The 20,989-nt window shown below is 72.0% G+C and carries 18 protein-coding genes; 12 read left to right on the top strand and 6 right to left on the bottom strand.

The annotated features are described in order from the left end of the window. Positions 1-55 precede the first annotated feature (55 nt). Positions 56-1,228: a phosphoserine transaminase gene (locus DFH01_RS16420; RefSeq protein ID WP_109871509.1), complete on the top strand. Its 1,173-nt coding sequence runs from the start codon at positions 56-58 to the stop codon at positions 1,226-1,228. Next, positions 1,228-2,814, top strand: coding sequence for a phosphoglycerate dehydrogenase (gene serA / locus DFH01_RS16415; RefSeq protein WP_109871508.1), 1,587 nt, complete (start codon positions 1,228-1,230; stop codon positions 2,812-2,814). Before DFH01_RS16420 ends, serA begins: the two co-directional genes overlap by 1 nt. Positions 2,815-2,826: 12 nt before the next feature. Here the strand turns inward: serA and DFH01_RS16410 are convergent, their stop codons facing one another. Next, entirely contained in the window at positions 2,827-3,369 is a 543-nt protein-coding gene (locus tag DFH01_RS16410) for a hypothetical protein (RefSeq protein ID WP_109871507.1), read from the bottom strand. A 99-nt stretch (positions 3,370-3,468) separates the two neighbouring features. Here DFH01_RS16410 and DFH01_RS16405 point away from each other — a divergent pair, with 99 nt between their 5' ends. Beyond that, positions 3,469-4,086 (top strand): dioxygenase family protein, encoded by a 618-nt coding sequence (locus tag DFH01_RS16405; RefSeq protein WP_109871506.1) that lies wholly within the window; start codon positions 3,469-3,471, stop codon positions 4,084-4,086. Positions 4,087-4,095: 9 nt separating this feature from the next. Here the strand turns inward: DFH01_RS16405 and DFH01_RS29015 are convergent, their stop codons facing one another. Next, positions 4,096-6,312, bottom strand: coding sequence for a calcium-binding protein (locus DFH01_RS29015; RefSeq protein ID WP_158287789.1), 2,217 nt, complete (start codon positions 6,310-6,312; stop codon positions 4,096-4,098). Between the two features lie 115 nt (positions 6,313-6,427). Between DFH01_RS29015 and DFH01_RS16395 the strand changes: the two genes are divergently transcribed. The 8 genes from DFH01_RS16395 to DFH01_RS16360 all read left to right on the top strand — a co-directional run bounded on the left by DFH01_RS16395 (position 6,428) and on the right by DFH01_RS16360 (position 14,578). Next, positions 6,428-7,570, top strand: a complete 1,143-nt coding sequence (locus DFH01_RS16395; RefSeq protein WP_109871504.1) for an ATP phosphoribosyltransferase regulatory subunit — start codon at positions 6,428-6,430, stop codon at positions 7,568-7,570. 5 nt (positions 7,571-7,575) lie between these two features. Then, positions 7,576-8,865 carry an adenylosuccinate synthase gene (locus DFH01_RS16390; RefSeq protein ID WP_109871503.1) on the top strand — a complete coding sequence of 430 codons (1,290 nt, stop codon included), beginning with the start codon at positions 7,576-7,578 and terminating at the stop codon, positions 8,863-8,865. Positions 8,866-8,876: 11 nt separating this feature from the next. Then, positions 8,877-9,242, top strand: coding sequence for a cupin domain-containing protein (locus DFH01_RS16385; RefSeq protein ID WP_109871502.1), 366 nt, complete (start codon positions 8,877-8,879; stop codon positions 9,240-9,242). Between the two features lie 4 nt (positions 9,243-9,246). Then, complete coding sequence (locus DFH01_RS16380; protein ID WP_109871501.1) at positions 9,247-9,780, top strand: GNAT family N-acetyltransferase; 534 nt, start codon at positions 9,247-9,249, stop codon at positions 9,778-9,780. A 45-nt stretch (positions 9,781-9,825) separates the two neighbouring features. Beyond that, entirely contained in the window at positions 9,826-11,082 is a 1,257-nt protein-coding gene (locus tag DFH01_RS16375; RefSeq protein WP_109871500.1) for an MgtC/SapB family protein, read from the top strand. A gap of 131 nt (positions 11,083-11,213) precedes the next feature. Beyond that, positions 11,214-12,611: an FAD-binding oxidoreductase gene (locus DFH01_RS16370; protein ID WP_109871499.1), complete on the top strand. Its 1,398-nt coding sequence runs from the start codon at positions 11,214-11,216 to the stop codon at positions 12,609-12,611. 23 nt (positions 12,612-12,634) lie between these two features. After that, the gene (locus DFH01_RS16365; protein ID WP_109871498.1) at positions 12,635-13,669 is read left to right on the top strand and encodes an ABC transporter substrate-binding protein; all 1,035 of its coding nucleotides are present in this window, start codon (positions 12,635-12,637) and stop codon (positions 13,667-13,669) included. Positions 13,670-13,777: 108 nt separating this feature from the next. Beyond that, on the top strand, positions 13,778-14,578 hold the full coding sequence (locus tag DFH01_RS16360; protein WP_109871497.1) for a M48 family metalloprotease: 801 nt from the start codon (positions 13,778-13,780) through the stop codon (positions 14,576-14,578). Between the two features lie 10 nt (positions 14,579-14,588). Here the strand turns inward: DFH01_RS16360 and DFH01_RS16355 are convergent, their stop codons facing one another. Both DFH01_RS16355 and ggt read right to left on the bottom strand, forming a co-directional pair. Next, entirely contained in the window at positions 14,589-15,068 is a 480-nt protein-coding gene (locus DFH01_RS16355; protein ID WP_109871496.1) for a CreA family protein, read from the bottom strand. Positions 15,069-15,144: 76 nt separating this feature from the next. Next, positions 15,145-16,842 carry a gamma-glutamyltransferase gene (gene ggt, locus DFH01_RS16350; protein ID WP_109871495.1) on the bottom strand — a complete coding sequence of 566 codons (1,698 nt, stop codon included), beginning with the start codon at positions 16,840-16,842 and terminating at the stop codon, positions 15,145-15,147. A gap of 41 nt (positions 16,843-16,883) precedes the next feature. Here ggt and DFH01_RS16345 point away from each other — a divergent pair, with 41 nt between their 5' ends. Next, the gene (locus tag DFH01_RS16345) at positions 16,884-17,249 is read left to right on the top strand and encodes a YraN family protein (protein ID WP_109871672.1); all 366 of its coding nucleotides are present in this window, start codon (positions 16,884-16,886) and stop codon (positions 17,247-17,249) included. A 5-nt stretch (positions 17,250-17,254) separates the two neighbouring features. Here DFH01_RS16345 and panC read toward each other — a convergent pair whose 3' ends face one another. Beyond that, on the bottom strand, positions 17,255-18,085 hold the full coding sequence (gene panC / locus DFH01_RS16340; protein ID WP_109871494.1) for a pantoate--beta-alanine ligase: 831 nt from the start codon (positions 18,083-18,085) through the stop codon (positions 17,255-17,257). A gap of 65 nt (positions 18,086-18,150) precedes the next feature. Beyond that, positions 18,151-20,859 carry a beta strand repeat-containing protein gene (locus DFH01_RS16335; RefSeq protein ID WP_109871493.1) on the bottom strand — a complete coding sequence of 903 codons (2,709 nt, stop codon included), beginning with the start codon at positions 20,857-20,859 and terminating at the stop codon, positions 18,151-18,153. Between the last annotated feature and the right edge of the window lie 130 nt (positions 20,860-20,989).

Raw genomic sequence — 20,989 nt, 5'->3', positions numbered from 1 at the left:
GCGGCGGGCCACGCCCCCCCACCGGGGCGCATCAGCTTCTGGAAGGGAGCTTCATATGTCGCACGCGAAACCGGACATCCGTCCGGCCAATCCCCGTTTCTCCTCCGGTCCCTGCGCCAAGCGTCCCGGCTGGACGCTGGAGGCGCTTTCCGGCGCGCTGCTCGGGCGCAGTCATCGGGCCAAGGATCCCAAGGCCAAACTGGTCGAGGTGATCGAGCGATCGAAGGCGATCCTCGGCATGCCGGCCGATTGGCGGCTCGGCATCGTGCCGGCCTCCGACACCGGCGCGGTGGAGATGGCGCTCTGGTCGTTGCTGGGGTCCAGGGGTGTGGACATCCTGGCCTGGGAGAGCTTCTCGAAGGACTGGGCGACGGATGTCACGAAGCAGCTCAAGCTTGCCGATGCGAAGGTGATCTCCGCCGGCTACGGCAAGCTGCCGGATCTCGCGCAGGTCTCGCCGGATCGGGACGTGGTCTTCGTGTGGAACGGCACGACGAGCGGTGTGCGGCTGCCGGATGCCGACTTCATCCGCGACGACCGCGAGGGGCTCGCGATCTGCGACGCGACGAGCGCGGCCTTCGCGATGGACCTGCCCTGGCACAAGCTCGATGTCGTGACCTGGTCCTGGCAGAAGGTGCTCGGGGGCGAGGCGGCGCATGGGATGCTGGCGCTGTCGCCGCGCGCGGTGGCGCGGCTCGAGTCCTACAAGCCGACCTGGCCGATGCCGAAGATCTTCCGGATGACCAAGGACGGGAAGATCAACGAAGGGATCTTCAAGGGCGAGACGATCAACACGCCGTCCATGCTCTGCGTCGAGGATGCGCTGGACGGGCTGCGCTGGGCGGAAGGCGTGGGCGGGCTGAAGGGCCTGGTCGCGCGCAGCGAGGGCAACCTGGCCGCTATCGCCGCCTGGGTGGCTAAGACGCCCTGGGTGGACTTCCTCGCGGAGGTTCCGGCCACGCGCTCCTGCACCTCGATCTGCCTGAAGATCGTCGCGCCTTGGTTCACCGCGCTGGATGCCGAGGGGCAGGCCGCCGCGGCGAAGAAGCTGTCTTCCATCCTGGAGAAGGAAGGCGTGGCGCTGGACGCCGCAGCCTATCGCGATGCGCCGCCGGGCCTGCGCATCTGGGGCGGCGCCACGGTGGAGACCGCCGACATCGCCGCGCTGCTCCCCTGGCTCGACTGGGCGTTTTCCCGCGTCGAGGCCGAGCAGAAGGTGGCTGCCTGATGCCGCGCGTCCTCATCTCCGACAAGCTCTCGCCCGCCGCCGTCCAGATCTTCCGGGACCGCGGCCTGGATGTGGACTTCAAGCCCGGCCTGAAGCCCGCGGAAATCCGGGAGATCATCGGCGAATACGATGGCCTCGCGGTGCGCAGCGCGACGAAGGTCACGCGCGAGCTGATCGAGGCCGCGCCGAGGCTGCGCGTGGTCGGTCGCGCCGGCATCGGCGTGGACAACGTCGACATCACCAGCGCCACCGCGCGCGGCGTCGTGGTGATGAACACGCCCTTCGGCAACGCGATCACCACCGCCGAGCACGCCATTGCGATGATGTTCGCTCTGGCGCGCCAGATCCCGGAGGCATCGGCCTCCACCAAGGCCGGGAAGTGGGAGAAGAACCGCTTCATGGGCGTGGAGCTGACGGGCAAGACGCTGGGACTCGTCGGCTGCGGCAACATCGGCTCGATCGTCGCGGACCGCGCCAACGGGCTGCGCATGAAGGTGATCGCCTTCGATCCCTTCCTGTCGGAGAAGCGGGCGGTCGAGCTCGGCGTGGAGAAGGTGGAGCTGGACGCGCTGATCGCGCGCGCCGACATCATCACGCTGCACGCACCCTATACCGAGCAGACGCGGAACATCCTCTCGCGCGAGCGGATCTTCGCCATGAAGAAGGGGGCGCGGCTGATCAACTGCGCCCGCGGCGGGCTGGTGGACGAGCAGGCGTTGTTCGAGGCGCTGCAGTCCGGACACCTGGCCGGCGCCGCGCTGGATGTGTTCGAGACGGAGCCCGCCACCGACAGCCCGCTCTTCACGCTGGAGAACGTGGTCTGCACGCCGCATCTCGGCGCGGCGACGACCGAGGCGCAGGAGAATGTCGCGCTGCAGGTCGCCGAGCAGATGTCGGATTTTCTGCTCACCGGCGCCGTCTCCAACGCCATCAACATGCCGTCCGTGACGGCGGAGGAAGCGCCGCGCCTCAAGCCCTATATGGAACTCGCGCGGCTGCTTGGCTCCATGGCCGGGCAGCTGACGGTGGCGCAGGACGCCTCGATCAAGGCGATCCGCGTGGAATACGAAGGCCAGGCGGCGGAGCTGAACCGGCGGCCGCTGACGGCCGCGGCGCTGGCCGGCGTGCTGACGCCGATCTCGGGCGCGGTGAACATGGTCAACGCCCCTGTGCTCGCGCAGCAACGCGGCATCGAGGTGGCGGAGACGGTGCATGAGCGCAGCGGCGACTATGTCACGCTGTTGCGCGTCACGGTCGTGACGGAAGGCGGGCCGCGCAGCGTGACGGGCACGCTGGTCGGAACCGGCAAGCCGCGCCTGGTGGAGATCAAGGGCATCGCGGTGGAGGCCGATTTCGCGCCGCACATGCTCTACGTGACGAACCAGGACAGGCCGGGATTCATCGGCCGCTTCGGCATGACGCTGTCGGAAGCGGGGGTGAACATCGCCACCTTCCATCTCGGCCGCACCGCACCTGGGGGCGATGCGATCTGCCTGGTCGGGCTGGACGGCCCGTTGCCGGCCGGCGTGCTGGAGACGGTGCGCGGGCTGCCGCTGGTGGTGCGCGCGGTGCCGCTGGCCTTCTGAACGGCGGCGGCGTCAGCCGCCGATCGTGCTGCGGCGGCTGTCGAGGCGGTTGATCTCGTTGGCCGCCGCGCCGGCTGCCTCGCTCACGCGCGGCAGCCGGGGCAGGGTGCGCAGCCGCTGCAACGTGGCCTCCGCGCCGAGGGGGAACATCGGGCCGCTGAGCGCCGCCTCCGCGCGGGCGAGGCTGCCGGCTTCCAGCGCATTCGCGAAGTCGCGCAGCTGCGCCATCAGCGGGCCGGCGGGCGCGTTCGGCGCGATGCCGACGGCCGCGCGCATCTCGTCCCGACCGCGGCGGATGATCTGCTGGTTCGCCGGCGAGACGTCGTGCATGTAGAGCGGGTCCGTGCGGAAGGAGTCGTCGATGAACTCCAGCAGGATCACGCCGCGCGCCGCCGCCACAGGATCGCCCGCGAGGTGCGCGGTGTTGCCAAGCCGCACCGGCGCCGACAGCGCCGCGCCGCGCACCGGATCGCCGATGCCGAACAGGTAGCCCGTCGTCGGATCCACCGAGCAGGCGCCGAGCAGGAGCAGCAGGGGAAGAAGGCGTCGCTTCATCGCGCAACCATAGCACGCCGCCGCGCCGCGGGTTGCCCGCCGACATGGCGCCACGTTTCGTCACTTGCCCTGGCGTGCCGCGGCACGGCAGATGCCGGCATGATTCTCTCGCGCCCCGCCCTGCTGCGCCGTTCCCTGCTGGTCATGCCGGCGCTGGCCGCGCTGCCCGCCCAGGCCCAGGGGCTGCGCACGCCGCGCCAGGCGGAGGGGCCCTACTACCCGGCCGCGATCCCCGCGGACGCCGATGCCGACCTGCTGCGCGTGGCGGGGCAGGCCGCGCCGGCGCGCGGCATCCCGCTGCTGCTGACCGGCGTCGTGCGCAGCGCGGATGGTTCCGGGCTGGCGGGCGCCGTGATCGAGATCTGGCAGGCGGATGCGCAGGGCATCTACCTGCATCCCCGCGACCCGCGCCAGGCGCAGCGCGATTCCGGCTTCCAGGGCTATGGCCGCGCCGTGGCCGACGGCGCGGGGCGCTACGCCTTCCGCACGATCCGCCCCGGCCTCTATCCCGGCCGCACCCCGCACATCCATCTGCGCGCGCAGCCGGCGGGCGGCGGGGCGGGGCTGACCACGCAGGTCTATTTCCCGGGCGAGCCGCGCAACGAGACGGACGGGCTGCTGCGGCGCGTTGCGCCCGAAAGCCGCGCGCTGCTGATGGCGCGCGTGACGCCCGTGGATGGCGGTCAGCGCGCGGAGTTCGACGTCTTCGTGGCGTGAGGGCGGCCGTCAGCCGAACAGGAAATCGCCTTCGGTCAGGCTCGCGGCGCTGACGCTCGTGAGCAGGAGCGTGGGCGCGCCGAAATACACGCTGCCGATGCGCACGCCCTCGGCCGTGTCCGTGAGGACGGCCCGCACATCGGCGAAATCCACGAGGCGCGGATCGACCGCCGCATAGCGGATGCGGTCCACGCCGGGCTGGAAGTCGAGGATGACGTCGGCGCCGCCATGGAGTGTCATGACGAACAGGTCGGCCCGGTCGCCGCCGACGAGGGTGTCCGCGCCGCCGCCGCCGATCAGCGTGTCCTGGCCGCTCATGCCCTCCAGCCGGTCTGCCCGCAAACTCCCCTCGATGATGTTGTCGGCGCTATTGCCGATCCCCGTGCCGACGCGCCAGCCGAGGATCAGGCCCTCGACATGGTCCGGGATGCGGAAGACGGTGGGCTCGCCGAGGTCGGCCAGGATCGTGTCGGCGCCGAAGCCCGCAAATTCGAGGATTCGCGTGCCTGACGCCTCGACGATGTAGAAATCGTCGCCCTGGTCGCCGAACAGCCGGTCGACGCTGTCATCATCCAGATCATCTTCGCCACCGCGCAGCGTGTCCGCGCCTGCGCCGCCAACGAGCGTGTCCGGACCGGCCCCGCCGATCAGGCTGTCGTTGCCGTTGCCGCCAATCAGGCGATCTGCGCCTTCCTCCCCGCGGACGGTGTCGTTGCCGTCGCCGCCGGCGAGGCGGTCATTGCCGCCGCCGCCGTACAGGACGTCGTTGCCTGCCTCGCCGAACAGGCTGTCGTTCCCGGCCCCGCCGTCCAGCTGGTCGAAGCCCCCCCTGCCCATCAGCCGGTTGTCGAGGCTGTTCCCGAACAGGAAGTTCATGCCGTCGTTGCCGGTGCCTTTGATCGCCTCTGCGCTTTCACGCAGGATCAAGGTCTCGACATTGCGCGGCAGTCGGTAGCTGAAGGACACGATGACGGTGTCGAAGTCGTCCAGGATGTAGAAGGGCTCGGTGTCCGGCTTCTCGGAAACGATGTCGCCGGGATCGTCCACGACATAGGTGTCGCCGCCCGCGCCACCGATCATGATGTCGGCGCCTTTCCCGTCGGCGAGAAAATCCGCGCCGTCGAGGCCGATCAGCGTGTCGTTGCCGGCACCGCCAAGCAGGATGTCGGTGGCCGGCAGGACGGGGTCGAAACCGGGATTGTCTGCTGGCACGATGATGTCGCTGCCGACCAGGCGCTCCCCAGCCGGCCCGGCTCGCTGCGCCGAGAAGCGGAGATCGGGGAAGTCGTCGGCGCCGATCGCGAAGCCCGGCGCTCCGTCGAAGCGGATGACCCGGTCGCGGGCGCCGAAGACGCCATCGCCGTCCCGGTCGAGCAGCACCCAGCCACCGCCTGCCGGGTCCGGCAGCCAGCCTGCGTGCCAGCCAATGATGTCATATTCCGCGGCCAGCAGCCGCATGCCCATGGTGGGTGCGCTGCCCTCGAGGGTGCCGATCCACACCCAGCCGCCGTGCGGGAAGGCTGAAATGGAGTAGGGAACGATGCTGTTGACGAAACCGCCGCCGGTGGACCAGCCGGGGGGAGAGACGTAGGGCTCCGCCTCCGCGGTGCGCTCCACGATACGCAGCCGGTCGCCTTCCGCGCGCGAGAAGTCCGTGATGCGCGGCATGCCGAGAAGAGGGTCCGGCGCGCCGGTTGCCAGCCGGAAGGTGTCCGCGCCCTCGCCGCCGGTCAGCGTCGCCGCCTCGATGGAAGCGCCGATGTTGTCGGCCCCGGCGCCGCCGAACAGCGTGTCTGTGCCGCCCGCGCCGCTGATCGTGTCGTCGCCCGCGCCGCCTTCGATGAGATTGGCGAAGCGGTTGCCGGTGAGCCTATCGTCGAAGGCGGAGCCGCGGAGGTCCTCGAAGGTCAGTTCGCCCCAGTAGCCGCCGAGCACGATCTCGTCGCGGCCGTCACCATAGGCCGGCGCCCCGCGGTAGAGGCCGATCTGGACGCCATGCGGCGCATCCTCGTAGCTAAGGAGATCGCGACCCGGCCCGCCATCCAGCACGTCGAAGCCGGGGCCGCCCTGGACGGTATCGTCGCCGCCGCCGCCGAGGATCGTGTCGGCGCCGGCGAAGCCCGCGAGGGACTCACCACCCTCGCCGCCTTCCAGCAGATCGTCCTCCGGCGTGCCCAAAACTCTTCCCCTTGCCTTCGGCCAGACATGATCGATGCGAGTGCGCATTGTATGCGGGGGGGGGTGAAAGGCAACAGACCATCGGTTGCAGCCTGGGCGGATCTCCCCCGCTTCCCCTTCGGCTTGCTCCCCGCCGCCCCGGCTGGCATCCCTCCGCGTCGTCATGACCGATGATCCGCCCAGCCCGGCCCTGCTGCCCGCCGGCCTCTCCGACCTGCTGCCGCCCGAGGCCGAGCGCGAGGCCGCGCTGGTGGAGGCGATGGTCGCGGTGTTCGGGCGGCACGGATACGAGCGGGTGAAGCCGCCGCTGCTGGAATTCGAGGACAGCCTGTTCGCCGGATCGGGCGCGGCCCTGGCCGACCAGACCTTCCGGCTGATGGACCCCGTCAGCCAGCGCATGATGGGGTTGCGCGCCGACACCACGCCGCAGGTCGCCCGCATCGCGGCGACGCGCCTGGCGCGGACGCCCCGCCCGCTGCGCCTGTCCTATGCCGGGCAGGTGCTACGGGTGCGCGGCACGCAGCTCGCCCCCGCGCGGCAGCTTCCCCAGGCGGGCATCGAGCTGATCGGGCCGGACCTGCCGGAAGCCGATGCCGAGGTCGCGGCGGTGGCGGCCGAGGCGCTGGCAGCCATCGGCATCGCCGACCCGACGCTGGACATCACCCTGCCGCGCCTCTCCCCCGCGCTGCTCGACGCCGCGGGGGTGGAGGGGGAGGCGCGGCGGCGGCTGGCGCGCGCGCTGGACCGCAAGGACGCCGCCGCGGTGCAGGCGCTGGTGCGCGAGGCCGGGGAGGCGGCGCATGTGCTGCCCGGGCTGCTCGCGGCCGCAGGCCCCGCGGAGGGCGCGCTCGCGGCGCTCGAGGATGCCGCGCTGCCGCCGGCGGCGCGCGCCATCGCGGACAATGCGGGTGCCGTGATCGCGGCGCTGCGCGCCCGCGCGCCGGGGCTGCGCATCACGCTCGATCCGGTGGAGTTCCGCGGCTTCCGCTACCACACCGGCGTCGCCTTCACGGTCTTCGGCGCCGGCGCCACCGGCGAGATCGCGCGCGGCGGGCGCTACATGTCGGGCGAGGAATGCGCGACGGGCATGACGCTCTATCCCGACGCGCTGCTGCGCGGCGTGCCGCCCGCGCCGCCGCGCCCGCGCGTCTTTCTTGCGTTCGGCACCGATCCCGCCCTGGCCCGCGCGTTGCGCGCGAAGGGCATGGCGACCGTCGCGCAGCTTTCGCCGGCGGACACGGCCCAGAGCCTGCGCTGCACCCATATCCTCGACGCGGCCGGCACGCCGCGCGCCCTGAAGGAGTAAGGCCCATGGCCAATGTCGCCGTGATCGGCGCCCAGTGGGGCGACGAGGGCAAGGGCAAGGTGGTGGACTGGCTGGCCAGCCGCGCCGATGTCGTGGTGCGCTTCCAGGGCGGGCACAATGCCGGCCATACGCTCGTGGTGGGCAGCCAGACCTACAAGCTGTCGCTGCTGCCCTCTGGCGTCGTGCGCGGCAAGCTCGGCGTCATCGGCAACGGCGTGGTGCTGGACCCCGAGCACCTGCTGAGCGAGATCGAGAAGGTCGGCGCGCAGGGGTTGCGGGTGACGCCCGAGAATCTGCGGATCGCGGAGAACGTGCCGCTGATCCTGCCCCTGCATCCGGCGCTGGACAAGGCGCGGGAGGCGGCGCGCGGCGAGGGCAAGATCGGCACGACGGGGCGCGGCATCGGCCCGGCGTACGAGGACAAGGTGGCGCGCCGCGCCGTGCGCCTGTGCGACCTGGCGGAGCCGGAGGTCCTCTCGCGCAAGCTGGACGAATTGCTGCTGCACCACAACACGCTGCTGAAGGGTCTCGGCGCCGAGACCTTCGAGAAGCAGGCGCTGCTGGACCGGCTGCTGGAACTGGCGCCGAAGCTGCTGCCCTTCGCGGAGCCGGTGTGGGAACGCCTGGACGAGGCCGCGCGCAGCGGCAAGCGCGTGCTGTTCGAAGGCGCGCAGGCGGTGATGCTGGATGTGGACCACGGCACCTATCCCTATGTGACGTCGTCCAACACCGTGGCGGGCAACGCGGCGGCGGGCGCGGGCGTCGGGCCGGGGCGCATCGGCTACGTGCTCGGCATCGCCAAGGCGTATGCGACGCGCGTGGGCTCGGGGCCCTTCCCGACCGAGCTGTTCGACGACACCGGCAAGCTGCTGGGCGAGCGCGGGCATGAGTTCGGCACCGTCACGGGGCGCCCGCGGCGCTGTGGCTGGTTCGACGCGGCGATGGTGCGCCAGGCGGTGAAGGTGGGCGGCGTGGATGGCCTGGTGCTGACCAAGCTCGACGTGCTGGACGGGCTGCCGAAGCTGCGGATCTGCACCGGCTACCGGGTGGCCGGCGAGACCATGAAGCGCCTCCCCGCCGGCGTCGCCGCCCAGGCGGCCGCGGAGCCGATCTTCGAGGACATGGAAGGCTGGTCCGGCTCGACGCGCGGCGCGCGCAGCTATGCCGAGCTGCCGGCCGAGGCGGTGAAATACATCCGCCGCATCGAGGAGCTGGTGGAGGCGCCGGTCGTGCTGCTTTCGACGAGCCCGGAGCGCGACGACACCATCGTGCTGCGCGACCCGTTTGTGGGGTGAGAGAGAACGAGATGAGCCAGCGCGACGAGTTCCACCACCTGTTCGACGAGACGCAGGGCCTGTTCCGCGAACTCGCGCCGGGCCTGACCACGCGCATCTTCCCGGGCGAGCATGCGATGCTCTCGGTGGTCACCATCGCGCCGGGCGCGATGGGCACGATGCATGACCATCCGGAGGAGCAATGGGGTGTGCTGCTGGAAGGCAGCGCCATCCGCTTCCAGGGCGGCGAGGAGATCGCCGTGCGGAAGGGCGATTTCTGGCGCACGCCGGGCGGCGTGCCGCACACGATGCGGGCCGGGCCCGAGGGCTGCAAGGTGCTCGACATCTTCGCGCCGCCGCGCGAGGCGTATCGCAAGGCCGGCAAGGGATTCGGCTGAGGCCATGTCCGGCATCACGCTTCGCGACAGCCGCGCCGAGGACATTCCGGCGATCGCCGCGATCTACGGTCACTGGGTCTCGACGGGCCTGGCCAGCTTCGAGCTTTCGCCGCCCGATGTGGCCGAGATGGCGAAGCGGCGCGAGGCCGTGCTCGCCGCCGGCTTCCCCTACATCGTGGCGGAAGGGGAGGGCGGGCGCGTGCTGGGCTATGCCTATGCCTCGCACTGGCGCACGCGGCCGGCCTATCGCTTCTCCTGCGAGAACTCGGTCTATGTCCACAAGGACGCGAACCGCGGCGGCATCGGCCGCGCGCTGCTGGAGGCGTTGATCGCGCGCTGCGCGGCGCAGGGGCTGCGGCTGATGGTGGCGGTGATCGGCGACAGCGCGAATGCGCCCTCCATCGGCCTGCACAAGGCCTGCGGCTTCACCATGGTGGGAACCCTGCCCGCGGTGGGGTGGAAGTTCGACCGCTGGGTGGACAGCGTGCTGATGACGCGTCAGCTCGGCGAAGGTGCGACGACGCCGCCGGTGGGCTGACAACACGCCGCTTGCGTAACCCGGCCGGAGGATCAGACTTCCGGCATGGAGCATGACGCCATCCTCCAGCGCCTCGGCATCGCGCTGGCCATCGGGCTGCTGGTCGGCGTGGAGCGCCATTGGCGGGAGCGCGATGCGGCGGCGGGCCATCGCACGGCCGGGGTGCGCACCTTCGGTACGCTCGGCCTGTTCGGCGGCGTCGCCGGGATCCTCGCTTCGGAGCTTTCGGGCGCGGCGCAGGGGCTGGTCCTGGCCGGCGCGATCCTCGCCGCGCTTGGCGCCGTGCTGCCCTTCGCGCTGCGTGAGGCTGCGGCCGATGGCAGCTTCAGCGCCACCACCGTGGTGGCCGCCATCGCGACCGTGGCGCTCGGCGCGCTCGCGGCCTTCGGCGAGACGGCGGCGGCCGGGGCGGCGGCCGTTGCGCTGACCGCGATCCTGGCCAGCCGCGAGTCCCTGCACGGCCTGGTGGCGCGCATCACCTGGGCCGAGATGCGCAGCGCGATCCTGCTGCTGTCCATGACGCTGGTCGCGTTGCCGCTGGTGCCGGATGCGCCGATCGCGGCGCTCGGCGGCGTCAATCCGGCGCAGGTCTGGCGGCTGGCCATCGTGCTCGCGGCGGTGTCCTTCGCGGGCTACCTGGCGGTGCGGCTGGTGGGCGCGGAACGCGGGCTGCTGCTGGCGGGCGCGGCGGCAGGGCTTGTCTCTTCCACCGCCGTCACGCTGTCGAACGGGCGGGCCGCGCGGGCCGGCGGGCCGGTGCCGGCGCTGGCCGCGGGCGCGCTGGCGGCCGGTGCCGTCTCCTGCCTGCGCACGGCCGGGCTGGCGCTGGCGGTTTCGCCTGTAGTGGGCGGGCAGGTTTGGCTGCCGCTCTGCGGCGCGGCGCTTGCCTTCGGGCTGCCGGCCCTGCTCGCGGGCCGGCGCAACGGACGCGGGCAGGCGGGGGCGCTGCCCGAAAATCCCTTCGAGCTGCTGGCCGTGCTGAAGCTCGCCTTGCTGCTGGCGGCCGTCGCGCTGCTCGCGCGGCTTGCCGCGGAGCGGCTGGGGGCGGAGGCCGTGCTGGTGGTCGCGGCGGTGACGGGGCTCGCGGATGTGGATGCAGTGACGCTCTCCGTGCCGCAGCTCGTGCCGGCGAGCCTGACGGCCACGGTCGCCGCGACGGCGATCGCGGTGGCGGTGGCGAGCAACATCGTCGCCAAGGCGGGCTATGCGCTGGGCATCGGGGGGTGGGGCTACGGCCTGCGCATCGCGCTGCCGTCGGTGGCGGCGCTGGCGGCCGGCGGGGCGCTGCTGCTTCTCGTCTGAAACGCATTTGCCTGCCAGGCGGGCATGTTTTCTTGCGTGTTGCCGAGAAGGCGTGCGGTGCCGCGGGGTGATGCCGAAATCAGGGGCAATGCGCGCTTGAAGCGGCGAGCGGCTTCTTGCGACACCGAACCATGCCCGACGGTGCGCCCCGACCGCATGACATCGCCGCGCTCAAGGCCGCTCTTCCGGGCCTCGCGCTGATCGAGGATCGGGCGCTGGTCCGCCAGCGCTCGCGCGACTTCTTCTGGTTCAGCCCGCTGCTGGATCGCCAGCTTCGCCGCAAATCCGCCGATGTGGTGGCGCTGCCGGCGGATGAGGCCGAGGTGATCGCGCTCGCCGCCGCCTGCGCGCGGCTGCGCATCCCCGTGACGCTGCGCGGCGCCGGCACCGGCACCTATGGCCAGGGCGTGCCGGAGCAGGGCGGCGTGCTGCTCGACATGACGCGGCTCGACCGGCTCGTCTTCGCCGATCCCGAACGCGGCCTGCGCGCGCAGGCGGGCATCCGCATGATGGCGGCGGAGGATGCGGCCATCGCGGCCGGCGGCGAGTTGCGCATCCATCCCTCCACCAAGCGCATGGCGACGCTGGGTGGCTTCTTCTGCGGCGGGTCGGGCGGCATCGGCGCGCTGCTCTGGGGCGGACTGCGGGAGCCCGGCAACATGCAGGCCGCCCGCGTGATCACGCTGGAGGAAACGCCGCGCGTGCTGGAGCTGCGCGGTGCCGACTGCAATCTTGTGAACCGCACCTATGGCAGCACCGGCATCGTGACGGAGGTGGAGGTGCCGCTGGCGCCGCATCGCGACTGGTGCGACGCGGTGGTGGCCTTCGAGCACTTCATGGACGCGGCGCGCGCGGGCGATGCGCTGTCGCGCAGCGGCCTCGGGGCGAAGCTCTGCGACGTGCTGGAGGACACGGCGGCGATCGGCCTGCCGCCGGTGCTGGGCGATGCGGTGGCGCCGCCGGGCGCGCATCTGCTGCTCGCGATGCTGCCCGCCGAGGCGGAGCGCGAGTTCCGTGCGCTGATGGAAGCGCAGAACGGGCGCGTGACGCTCTGGACCGGAAGCCGCGCGCGGGAGGCCGATGCGGATGCCACGCCCGTCTACGAATGCGCCTGGGGCCACACGACGCTGCATGCGCGCAAGCTGGATCGCGGCCTGACCTATCTGCAGACGCTGAACCCGCCCGGCCGCGTTCTGGAGAGCGTCGAATGGTCCTGGCGCCACTTCGGCGGGCGGGAGATGCCGATGCATCTCTGCTTCATCCTCTACGAGGGCGCGGTCGCGGCGAACGGCGCGCATCTGCTGCGCCTGCCGGAGGACGACGCGGCGGCGCGTGCGCGGCTGGACGCGATCATCGCGGCGCATGAGGCGGCGGGCGTCCCGGTCGCCAATCCGCATGTGAACACGCTGGAGGCGGGCAGCCGCCACAAGCGCGTGCCCGGCGACCAGCTCGGCTTCAAGGCCGAGGTGGATCCGCACGGGCTGCTCAATCCCGGGAAGATGGAAAGCTACGTCCCGGTCAAACCCTGAGGCGACACGAAGGAGAGAAGCCGATGACCAACATCACGCGCCGCCAGGCGCTGCTCGGCGCGGGTGCGCTGCTCGGCGCGCCCAATGTCGTGACGGCGCAGAGCCTGCACCGCGTGCGCTTCACGCTGGACTGGGTGTTCCACGGCTCCTACAGCTTCGCCGCCGCCGGCGAGCGCAACGGCATCTTCCGCAACAACGGCGTGGAGTTCTCCATCACGCGCGGCTACGGCTCCGGCCGGGTGCCGATCGACGTCGCGGCAGGCACCTACGACATCGGCATCGGCGACATGACGCCCGCGATCCGCTTCATGGCGGAGAACCCGCAGCGCGACGTGGTCGCGGTCGCCATCGTCTACGACCAGTCGCCCGCCTGCTGCACCGTGCGCGCCGATGGCCCGATCACCGAGCCGAAGATGCTGGAAGGCAGGACGCTCGCGGCGCCGGAATTCGACGGGGGGCGGCAGATCTTCCCGGTCTTCGCGCGCGCCGTCGGCATCGACGCGAACACGGTCCGCTGGAACAGCATCTCGCCCGAGCTGCGCGAGCCGATGCTGGTGCAGCGCCGCGCGGACGGCATCACCGGCTTCATCACCTCGACCGGCCTCAGCCTGAAGGCGCTGGGAATGGATTGGCCGCAGCAGCGCATCTTCCGCTACAAGAACTACGGCATGGATTTCTACGGCTCCGGCCTGATCACCACGCGCACCTTCCTGCGCGAGCGGCCCGAAGCCGCGCGCGCCGCGATCCGCGCGATCCTGCAGTCCACCATCTGGGCCTATCGCAACCCGACCGAGGCGATCGCCTTCCTGAAGCAGCGCGAGACGCTGACCGATGTCGCGATCGAGACGGAACGCCAGCAGGTCACCTTCGACGAGATGATGATCAGCGACACGGTGAAGCGCCACGGCCTCAGCCATTTCGAGCCGGCGCGCGCGCAGAAGCAGATCGAGGCCATCGTGCAGACCTTCTCGCTGCCGCGCACGCCGAGCGTGGACCAGGTCTTCGACGGCAGCTTCCTGCCGCCGGCGAGCGAGCTGCAGGTGGCGCCGGCCGCCTGATCCGGGTGCGCGGGAAGGGCGTGGCCCTTCCCGCGGCCGTGGCGCGGCGGAGGGAACCGGACCCGTTTCCGGGCGTCCTGGACGGCAAACATTCCGCCGGAGGTCGCCATGTCATCCCGTCTCGCCTGCCTGCCTGCCGCGCTGCCGCGCCGGTCCCTGCTGCTTGCGACCGGGTTCGCGCTGTGCGGCTGCGGCGCGCAGCACGCCCTGCCGCAGGCGGGCGAGGCGCAACTGGCGGAAGCGCGCCAGGCGATCGCGGCGGCCGGCCCGCTGCAGCGCAGCCAGCGCAGCGAGGCCGAACAGGTCGCCATGCTGCGCCGCGTGGCGCAGCGCGTCGCCGAGGCTTCCGACCCGCTCTGCCAGGACTACCTGGGCAACACCTGCCGCTTCCGCGTCGGCCTGGCCCGGTCGGAGGATGTGAATGCCTTCGCCACCGACAGCAACGTGGTCGGCGTCACATCGGGGATGCTGCAGGTGGTGCGCAACGATGCGGAGCTCGCCGCCGTGGTGGCGCATGAATACGGCCACCACCTGGCGAACCACATCCAGCGCGCCGGCACGCGCACGCAGCTCGGCTCGCTCGCGGGCGCGGTGATCGGGGCCTATCTGGGCGGCGACCAGCTGGCGCAGACCGGGGCACAGCTCGGCGGCGGCGCCGCGCGGCTGGTCTATTCTCAGGAGGAGGAGCGCGAGGCCGACTACCTCGCCGCCTTCATGGTCCGGCGCGCCGGCTACGACCTGGATCAGGCGGGCCAGATCTGGGTGCGCCTGGCCCAGGCCTCCGGCGGGGCCGAGCAGCCGAGCTTCCTCAGCACGCATCCCACCGGCCCGCAGCGCCTCGCCGCGTGGGAGCGCACGGTGGACGAGATCCAGGCGGCCGGCGCCAACCCGATGCCGCGCCGGAGCTGAGCGCGGCTGCCTACCGGATCGGCACCACCGCCACCGCGTTGTAGGGCGAGCCGTCCACCAGCTTGGTGGACCAGGCGAGGTAGACCACCGCGTTCCGCTCCTCGTCCACGAAGCGGTGCACGCGCGTCTCCTTGAAGAACAGGCTGGTGCTGCTCTCGAAGACCTGTTCGCCGCGTTCCCCGCGGCGGGCGCCGTCGCGCAGCTCCACAGGGCCCGTGGCGGCGCAGGTCAGGGAGAAGCGCGCCGGGTCGTCGGCGACGCCCAGCATGCCGGAGAAGCCGCCCGTGCGCGCCTGGCTGATCCAGCAGGAGACGTTGCGCACCTCCGGGTCGTCGAAGCGCTCCACCACCACGCGGTGGCTCCGCGTCAGGCCGAGATTGGTGATGGCGGTGTTCACGTAGCCGATCTCGCGCGTCTCCTCCGCGGCGCCGGCGGGCAGCGCGGCGAGCAGCAGGGCCAGGGCGGGCAGCAGGCGGGGCAGGGCGGGCATGCGGTGGTCCTCCATGCGGGCGTTACGCGGAGTCAGCATGGCCGCGCGGCGCGCCGCAACCGCGGCGACGATGAAATCAATCGCCGAGCGCGACGCCCTCCCGCCGGGGGTCGGGCGCGCCGAGCAGCCCGGCCGGGGTGATCCGGATCACCGAGAGGCCCGAGACATTGGCGCGCACATCCGTGCGATGGCCCATCGCCTGCAGCGCGGGCGCGAGGGAGGCCGCCTCCGTGCCGGCCTCCAGCTCCACCGGGCCGGTGCCGATGACGCCGATGCGCGGCAGCGCCACGGCCCGGGCCGGGGGCATGCTCCAGTCCAGCATGGCGACGAGGGTCTGCGCGACATGGAAGATGATGCGCGACCCGCCGGCCGAGCCTGCCAGGATCTCCGGCCGCCCCAGCGCATCGAGCACGATGGTGGGGGAAGTGGAGGAGCGCGGCCGCTTGCCCGGCTGCAGGCGGTTGGCCACCGGGCGGCCCTCCTGCTCCGGCAGGAAGGCGAAGTCGGTCAGCTGGTTGTTCAGCAGGAAGCCGCGCACGAAGATCCGCGACCCCATCGAGGCCTCGATCGTTGGGGTGAGGGAGACGGCGTTGCCGAAGGCGTCGAAGGCAACGATGTGGCTGGTGCCGGCCTCCTGCTCCGCGCCCTGCGGCGCGGCGCGGCCCTCGCGGAAGGGCGGGTCGCCGGCGGCGGGCGGGGCCATGGCGCGGGCCGGGTCGATCAGCGCGGCGCGGCCGGCGACATAGGCCGGATCGAGCAGGCCGCGCAGCGGCACGCGCACGTAATCGTCATCGGCGAGGTAGAGGTTGCGGTCGGCGAAGGCGAGGCGCCCGGCCTCGGCCAGCAGATGCGCGGCCGGTTCGCCGGCGGGATCGAGCGCCGCGAGGTCGAAGCGGGCGAGCATCCCCAGCACCTGCGCCACCGCGACGCCGCCCGAGGTCGGCGGCCCCATGCCGCAGACCTGCCGCGCGCGATAGGGGGCGCAGACCACGGCGCGCAGGCGGGGGAGGTAGTTGGCGAGGTCCGCGAGGCTCAGCGCACCCGGGTTCGGGTGGCGCTGCACGGCGGCGACGATCTCGGCCGCGATCGGCCCCGTGTAGAGCGCATCGGCGCCTTCCGCCGCGACGGCGCGCAGCGTGGAAGCCAGCGCGATGTTGCGCAGCACATGGCCGGGCGGCCAGGGATCGCCGCCGGCGTCGAGGAAATAGGCGCTTGCGGCGGGATCGCGCCGGAGGGCGGCGACCGCGCCGCCGACCGCGGCGGCCATGCGCTCCGGCACCGGGAAGCCGGCCTCGGCGGCCTGGATCGTGGGCGCCATCAGCCGCGCCCAGGGCAGGCGGCCATGGCGGCGATGCGCGTGCTCCAGCATGCGCAGCAGGCCGGGCACGCCGACGCTGCGGCCGCTTTCCATCGCCGCGACGAAGGGCATCGGCTGGCCGTCCGGGCGGCGGAACTGGTCGGGGCTTGCGAGGGCGGGCGCCGTCTCCCGCCCGTCCCAGGCTTCGATGCGGCGATCCGCCGCGCCGAAATGCAGCATCAGCCCGCCGCCGCCGATGCCGCTCGACTGCGGCTCGACCAGGGTGAGCATGACCGCGGCGGCGATGGCGGCGTCCAGGGCGCTGCCTCCTTCCCGCAGCACGGCCAGGCCGGCTTCGGCAGCCATCGGGTGGGGTGCGACGATCATGTGCCGCGTGGCGGGCTGCGCCTGCGCGGCCCATGCGACCGGTAAGGCGGCGATCAGGCAGAGCGCGAGCAGGGCGAGCAGGCGGCGCATTCCGGACTCCGTGGTCGCCGTGGCAGGCTCGCAGCATGCGCATGGGAGAGGATCTGCGGAAGGCCGCCGATCGCCGCGGCCGTCACGCGGAGGCGAAGGCGGCGGCGGCGCTGGCGGCGGAGGGCTGGGCGGTGCTGGCGCAGCGCGTCCGCACCCCGGCCGGCGAGATCGACCTGGTGGCGGAGCGCGAGGGGTTGCTGGCCTTCGTGGAGGTGAAGGCGCGGGCCAGCCTGACGGAGGCCGCGTTCGCGCTCGGCCCGCGGCAACGCGCGCGGCTGATCGCGGCGGCCGAGGCCTGGATGGCGGCGAACCCGGCGCATGGCACGGCGGGGGTGCGGTTCGACGTGCTGCTGGTGGACGCTGAAGGCCGCGTGCGGCGGATCGCGGACGCGTTCCGGGTGGAGTAGGCGCGTCAGGCCAGCGCCATGTTGTCCAGCAGGCGCACATCGCCGAGCCGCGCCGCGGCCAGCAGGCGGCCGGGGCCGGATTGCCAGGGGCGCAGCGTCTCCGGCTCCACGAGCGCGAAGTAGTCCGGCGCGAAGCCGGCCTCGACCAGGCGCTGCACTGCCTCCGTCAGCACGGGGCCGGACGCCTCGCCGGCAGCGATGCGGGCCAGCGCGTCGCGCATCGTGGCGGGCAGCAGCGGCGCGATCGCGCGCTGCGCCGCCGTCAGGCGGATGTTGCGGGAGGAGCAGGCGAGGCCGTCCTGCTCCCGCACGGTCTCATGGCCGAGGATCGCGATGGGCAGGTCGAGGTCGGCGACGACGCGACGTATCACCTGCAGCTGCTGCCAGTCCTTCTCGCCGAATACCGCGACATCGGCCTGGGTCTGGCTGAACAGCTTGGTGCAGACGGTGGCGACGCCGCGGAAATGGCCGGGGCGTGCTTCGCCCTCGAAGCCTTCGGCGGGGCCGGCGACCTCGATCGTGCTGGCGCTGCCGGGCGGATACATGGTGGCGACATCCGGCAGCCAGACCAGGTCGCAGCCCGCGTCGCGCAGCTTGCGCAGGTCGCCTTCCTCGTCGCGCGGATAGCGCGCGAAATCCTCGGAGGGGCCGAACTGCAAGGGGTTCACGAAGATCGAGACGGCGACGGCATCCGCGGCGCGGCGCGCGGCCTCGACCAGCGCGACGTGCCCTTCATGCAGCGCGCCCATGGTCGGCACCAGGGCGAGGCGGCGGCCGCCGGCGCGCAGCGTGGCGCTGGCCTGGCGCAATTCGGGAAGCGTGCGGATGCGCTGCATGCGCGCTGCCTCCCATGGCGGCAGGGGCGCGGTCAACCGGATGGCCGACCGCGCCGCCTGTCCCGTCAGGCGATCACGATGTTGTCGCCCAGGCCGCCATTCAGCACGTCGAGGCCGGGGCCGCCGATCAGCACGTCGTCGCCGGCATCGCCGTTCAGGATGTCGGCGCCCTCTCCGCCGATGAGCACGTCGTCGTCCTCGCCGCCATTGGCGATGAGCTGCATCACCGCCTGAAGGCCGGAGGCCTCGATCACGTCGTCGCCGCCGAGGCCGTTGACCACCAGCCGGTCCGTCGCCTCGAAGCCGGTGAGGTGGATCGTGGCGCCGAGGCCGAAGATGGACACGCCGGAGGCATCGCCCACCACGAGGATCACGTCGTCGGCGTTCGTGGCGTTGACCGTGACGGTGTCCACCGCTCCGTCTCCGGCCCCGCCCGCGCCGGCGAGGTTGATCGCGATCTCCGTCAGGTCGGTGCCGGAGAGGTCGCCGATGGTGATGTTGTCGGCGCCGCCGAGCGCGTTGAAGGCGATCTTCTCCACGTCGTTCAGGTCCATCAGCACGTTGGCGACGTCGCGGGTGAACAGCGCGCGGCCGCCATTGGCGAGGATGTTGATCGTCTCGGCGACATTGGCGCCGTTGAACTGCAGGGTGTCGAAGCCGTCCTGGCCCTCGACCACGTCGTTGTCGTCGCCGGGATTCCAGACGAAAATGTCGTCGCCAGCGCCCATCAGGGCGAGGTCGTTGCCGTCCCCGCCATTGATGAGGTCGTCGCCCGCGGAGCCGAGCAGGACATCGGCCCCGAGCCCGCCATTCATGGTGAGCGTCACCGCGCCGGCGGCGAGGCCGCTCGCGTCCATCACGTCGTCGCCGCCGAGCCCGTTCAGCACCAGGCGGTCATTGGCGCCGTCGCTGAACAGGATCTTCGTCTGCGCCGGCAGTCCGAAGACCGTGACGCCGCCGGCATCGCCGGTGACGCCGAAGGTGTCGGCGCCCTGCGTGGCGTTGACCGTCACGGTGTCGGCCGCGCCGTCGCCGCCGCCGTTCGGGCCGCGCAGGTCGAGCTCGACCTGCGTCACATCGGTGCCGGAGAGATCGCCGAGCACGATGTTGTCCGCGCCGCCGAGCGCGCGGAAGGAGACCTTCTCCACGTCGTCGAGGTCCATCGTGACGTTCCCGACGTCGCGGAGGAACAGCGCCCGGCCGCCATTGGCGACGAGGTTGATGGTCTCCGACGCGTTGGAGCCGAAGAACAGCAGCGTGTCGGCGCCGGCCTGGCCCTCCACCACGTCGCTGCCGTCGCCGGGATCCCATTGGAACACGTCGTTGCCGGCGCCGAGCAGCGCCAGGTCGTTGCCGTTGTCGCCGAAGACGAAGTCGTCGCCGTCGCCGCCGATCAGCACGTCCGCGCCCTGGCTGCCCAGGATCACGTCGTTCCCGGCGCCGCCATCGAGGGTCAGCCGGATGACGCCTGCCGGCAGCGTGGTCGCGGTGATGCCATCGTCGCCGGCGCCGCCATTGATCACCAGCGCATCGTTCGCGCCTTCCGCGCCGGTGATGTCCACCCGCGCCGCCAGGCCGAGGACCGCGACGCTGCCGCCGGCGCCGAAAACGTCCACGACGTCGTTGCCGCCGCCGCCATTCACGACCACAACATCCGCCGCCGCATCGCCCGCGGTGCCGCCGATCGTGCCGGCGAGGTTGACGTTCACGCGCGTCACATCGGTGCCGGTCATGTCGTTCACCGTGACGGTATCGGCGCCGCCCAGCGCGTTGACCGTCAGCGTCTCCACATCGTCGAGGTCCATGACGATGTTGCCGAGGTTGCGGGCGAACAGCGCACGGCCGCCATTGGCGGCGAGGCTCATCACTTCGTTGCCGTTGCTGCCGTTGAACAGGAGCGTGTCGGTGCCGGCCTGGCCCTCGACCACGTCGCTGCCGTCGCCCGGGTCCCATTGGAACACGTCGTCTCCGGCGCCGAGGAAGGCGGTGTCGCTGCCCTGCTGGCCGTCCACGAAGTCGTTGCCATCCCCGCCGAGCAGCAGGTCGGTGCCGTTGGAGCCAAGGATCGTGTCGTTGCCGGTGCCGCCATCCACCGTGACGGAAATCAGCGCGGCGAGGTTGCCGGTGGCGGAGAAGCTGTCGTTGCCGCCGTTCATGTTGACGACCAGCGTCTCCACCGTGCCCATGTCGAGGGAGAAGGGCGCGGGATCCAGCCGGTCGAAGCGCACGCGCGTGCCGTTGGCGGTGGCGGTGAAGACTTCCGCGCCGTTCCCGCCATTGACCTGAGTCGTGTCGATGCCGGCGCCGCCCTCGAACAGGTCGGTGTCGTCGCCCGGATTCCAGATCAGCAGGTCGTTGCCGGCCTCGCCGAAGAGCTGGTCGTTGCCGTCGCCGCCGGTGAGCGTGTCGTCGCCGCGGCCGCCGAAGAGCAGGTCGTTGCCGCCCTTGCCGAGCAGGGCGTCGTTCCCGTCCTGACCGAACAGCATGTCCGAACCGGACCCGCCGGTGATGGTGTCGTCGCCCGCGCCGCCGAACAGGGTCGCGCGCGGCAGCGCGCCGTTCGCCTCGTTCACCGTGATCCGGTCGTTGCCGCCCTGGCCGAAGACCTGGATCTGCAGGGTGTTGGCGACGGTGGGCACCGTGCCCTTGATCGGGACGGCGCCGTTGTTGACGAGAAGCCGGCCCGCGGCGTCGCGGCCGACCTCGATGTCGTTGTCGCGCGAATCGCCGAAGGCGAAGAGCCGGCCGGCGCTCGAGAGTGCGGTGATCGCCATGATGCGTTGCTCCCCCTGCGGATCTGCAGGTGGCGCTACGCTAGACCTGTCGGGCTTCCGGCCGATGTCACCGCGGGAACAGCACGCAGTCGTGCGCGACACGGTGTACGGGCGCATGTGTCACGTGCAA

This window comes from Falsiroseomonas bella, from assembly GCF_003173615.1.
GTDB lineage: Bacteria > Pseudomonadota > Alphaproteobacteria > Acetobacterales > Acetobacteraceae > Falsiroseomonas > Falsiroseomonas bella.
This window is presented reverse-complemented; position numbering and strand designations above follow the sequence as displayed.

Coding starts and splice junctions, on each gene's coding strand:
- DFH01_RS16420 (WP_109871509.1), top strand. CDS start 56: ATGTCGCACGCGAAACCGGACATCCGTCCGGCCAATCCCCGTTTCTCC.
- serA (WP_109871508.1), top strand. CDS start 1,228: ATGCCGCGCGTCCTCATCTCCGACAAGCTCTCGCCCGCCGCCGTCCAG.
- DFH01_RS16410 (WP_109871507.1), bottom strand. CDS start 3,369: ATGAAGCGACGCCTTCTTCCCCTGCTGCTCCTGCTCGGCGCCTGCTCG.
- DFH01_RS16405 (WP_109871506.1), top strand. CDS start 3,469: ATGATTCTCTCGCGCCCCGCCCTGCTGCGCCGTTCCCTGCTGGTCATG.
- DFH01_RS29015 (WP_158287789.1), bottom strand. CDS start 6,312: ATGCGCACTCGCATCGATCATGTCTGGCCGAAGGCAAGGGGAAGAGTT.
- DFH01_RS16395 (WP_109871504.1), top strand. CDS start 6,428: ATGACCGATGATCCGCCCAGCCCGGCCCTGCTGCCCGCCGGCCTCTCC.
- DFH01_RS16390 (WP_109871503.1), top strand. CDS start 7,576: ATGGCCAATGTCGCCGTGATCGGCGCCCAGTGGGGCGACGAGGGCAAG.
- DFH01_RS16385 (WP_109871502.1), top strand. CDS start 8,877: ATGAGCCAGCGCGACGAGTTCCACCACCTGTTCGACGAGACGCAGGGC.
- DFH01_RS16380 (WP_109871501.1), top strand. CDS start 9,247: ATGTCCGGCATCACGCTTCGCGACAGCCGCGCCGAGGACATTCCGGCG.
- DFH01_RS16375 (WP_109871500.1), top strand. CDS start 9,826: ATGGAGCATGACGCCATCCTCCAGCGCCTCGGCATCGCGCTGGCCATC.
- DFH01_RS16370 (WP_109871499.1), top strand. CDS start 11,214: ATGCCCGACGGTGCGCCCCGACCGCATGACATCGCCGCGCTCAAGGCC.
- DFH01_RS16365 (WP_109871498.1), top strand. CDS start 12,635: ATGACCAACATCACGCGCCGCCAGGCGCTGCTCGGCGCGGGTGCGCTG.
- DFH01_RS16360 (WP_109871497.1), top strand. CDS start 13,778: ATGTCATCCCGTCTCGCCTGCCTGCCTGCCGCGCTGCCGCGCCGGTCC.
- DFH01_RS16355 (WP_109871496.1), bottom strand. CDS start 15,068: ATGCCCGCCCTGCCCCGCCTGCTGCCCGCCCTGGCCCTGCTGCTCGCC.
- ggt (WP_109871495.1), bottom strand. CDS start 16,842: ATGCGCCGCCTGCTCGCCCTGCTCGCGCTCTGCCTGATCGCCGCCTTA.
- DFH01_RS16345 (WP_109871672.1), top strand. CDS start 16,884: ATGGGAGAGGATCTGCGGAAGGCCGCCGATCGCCGCGGCCGTCACGCG.
- panC (WP_109871494.1), bottom strand. CDS start 18,085: ATGCAGCGCATCCGCACGCTTCCCGAATTGCGCCAGGCCAGCGCCACG.
- DFH01_RS16335 (WP_109871493.1), bottom strand. CDS start 20,859: ATGGCGATCACCGCACTCTCGAGCGCCGGCCGGCTCTTCGCCTTCGGC.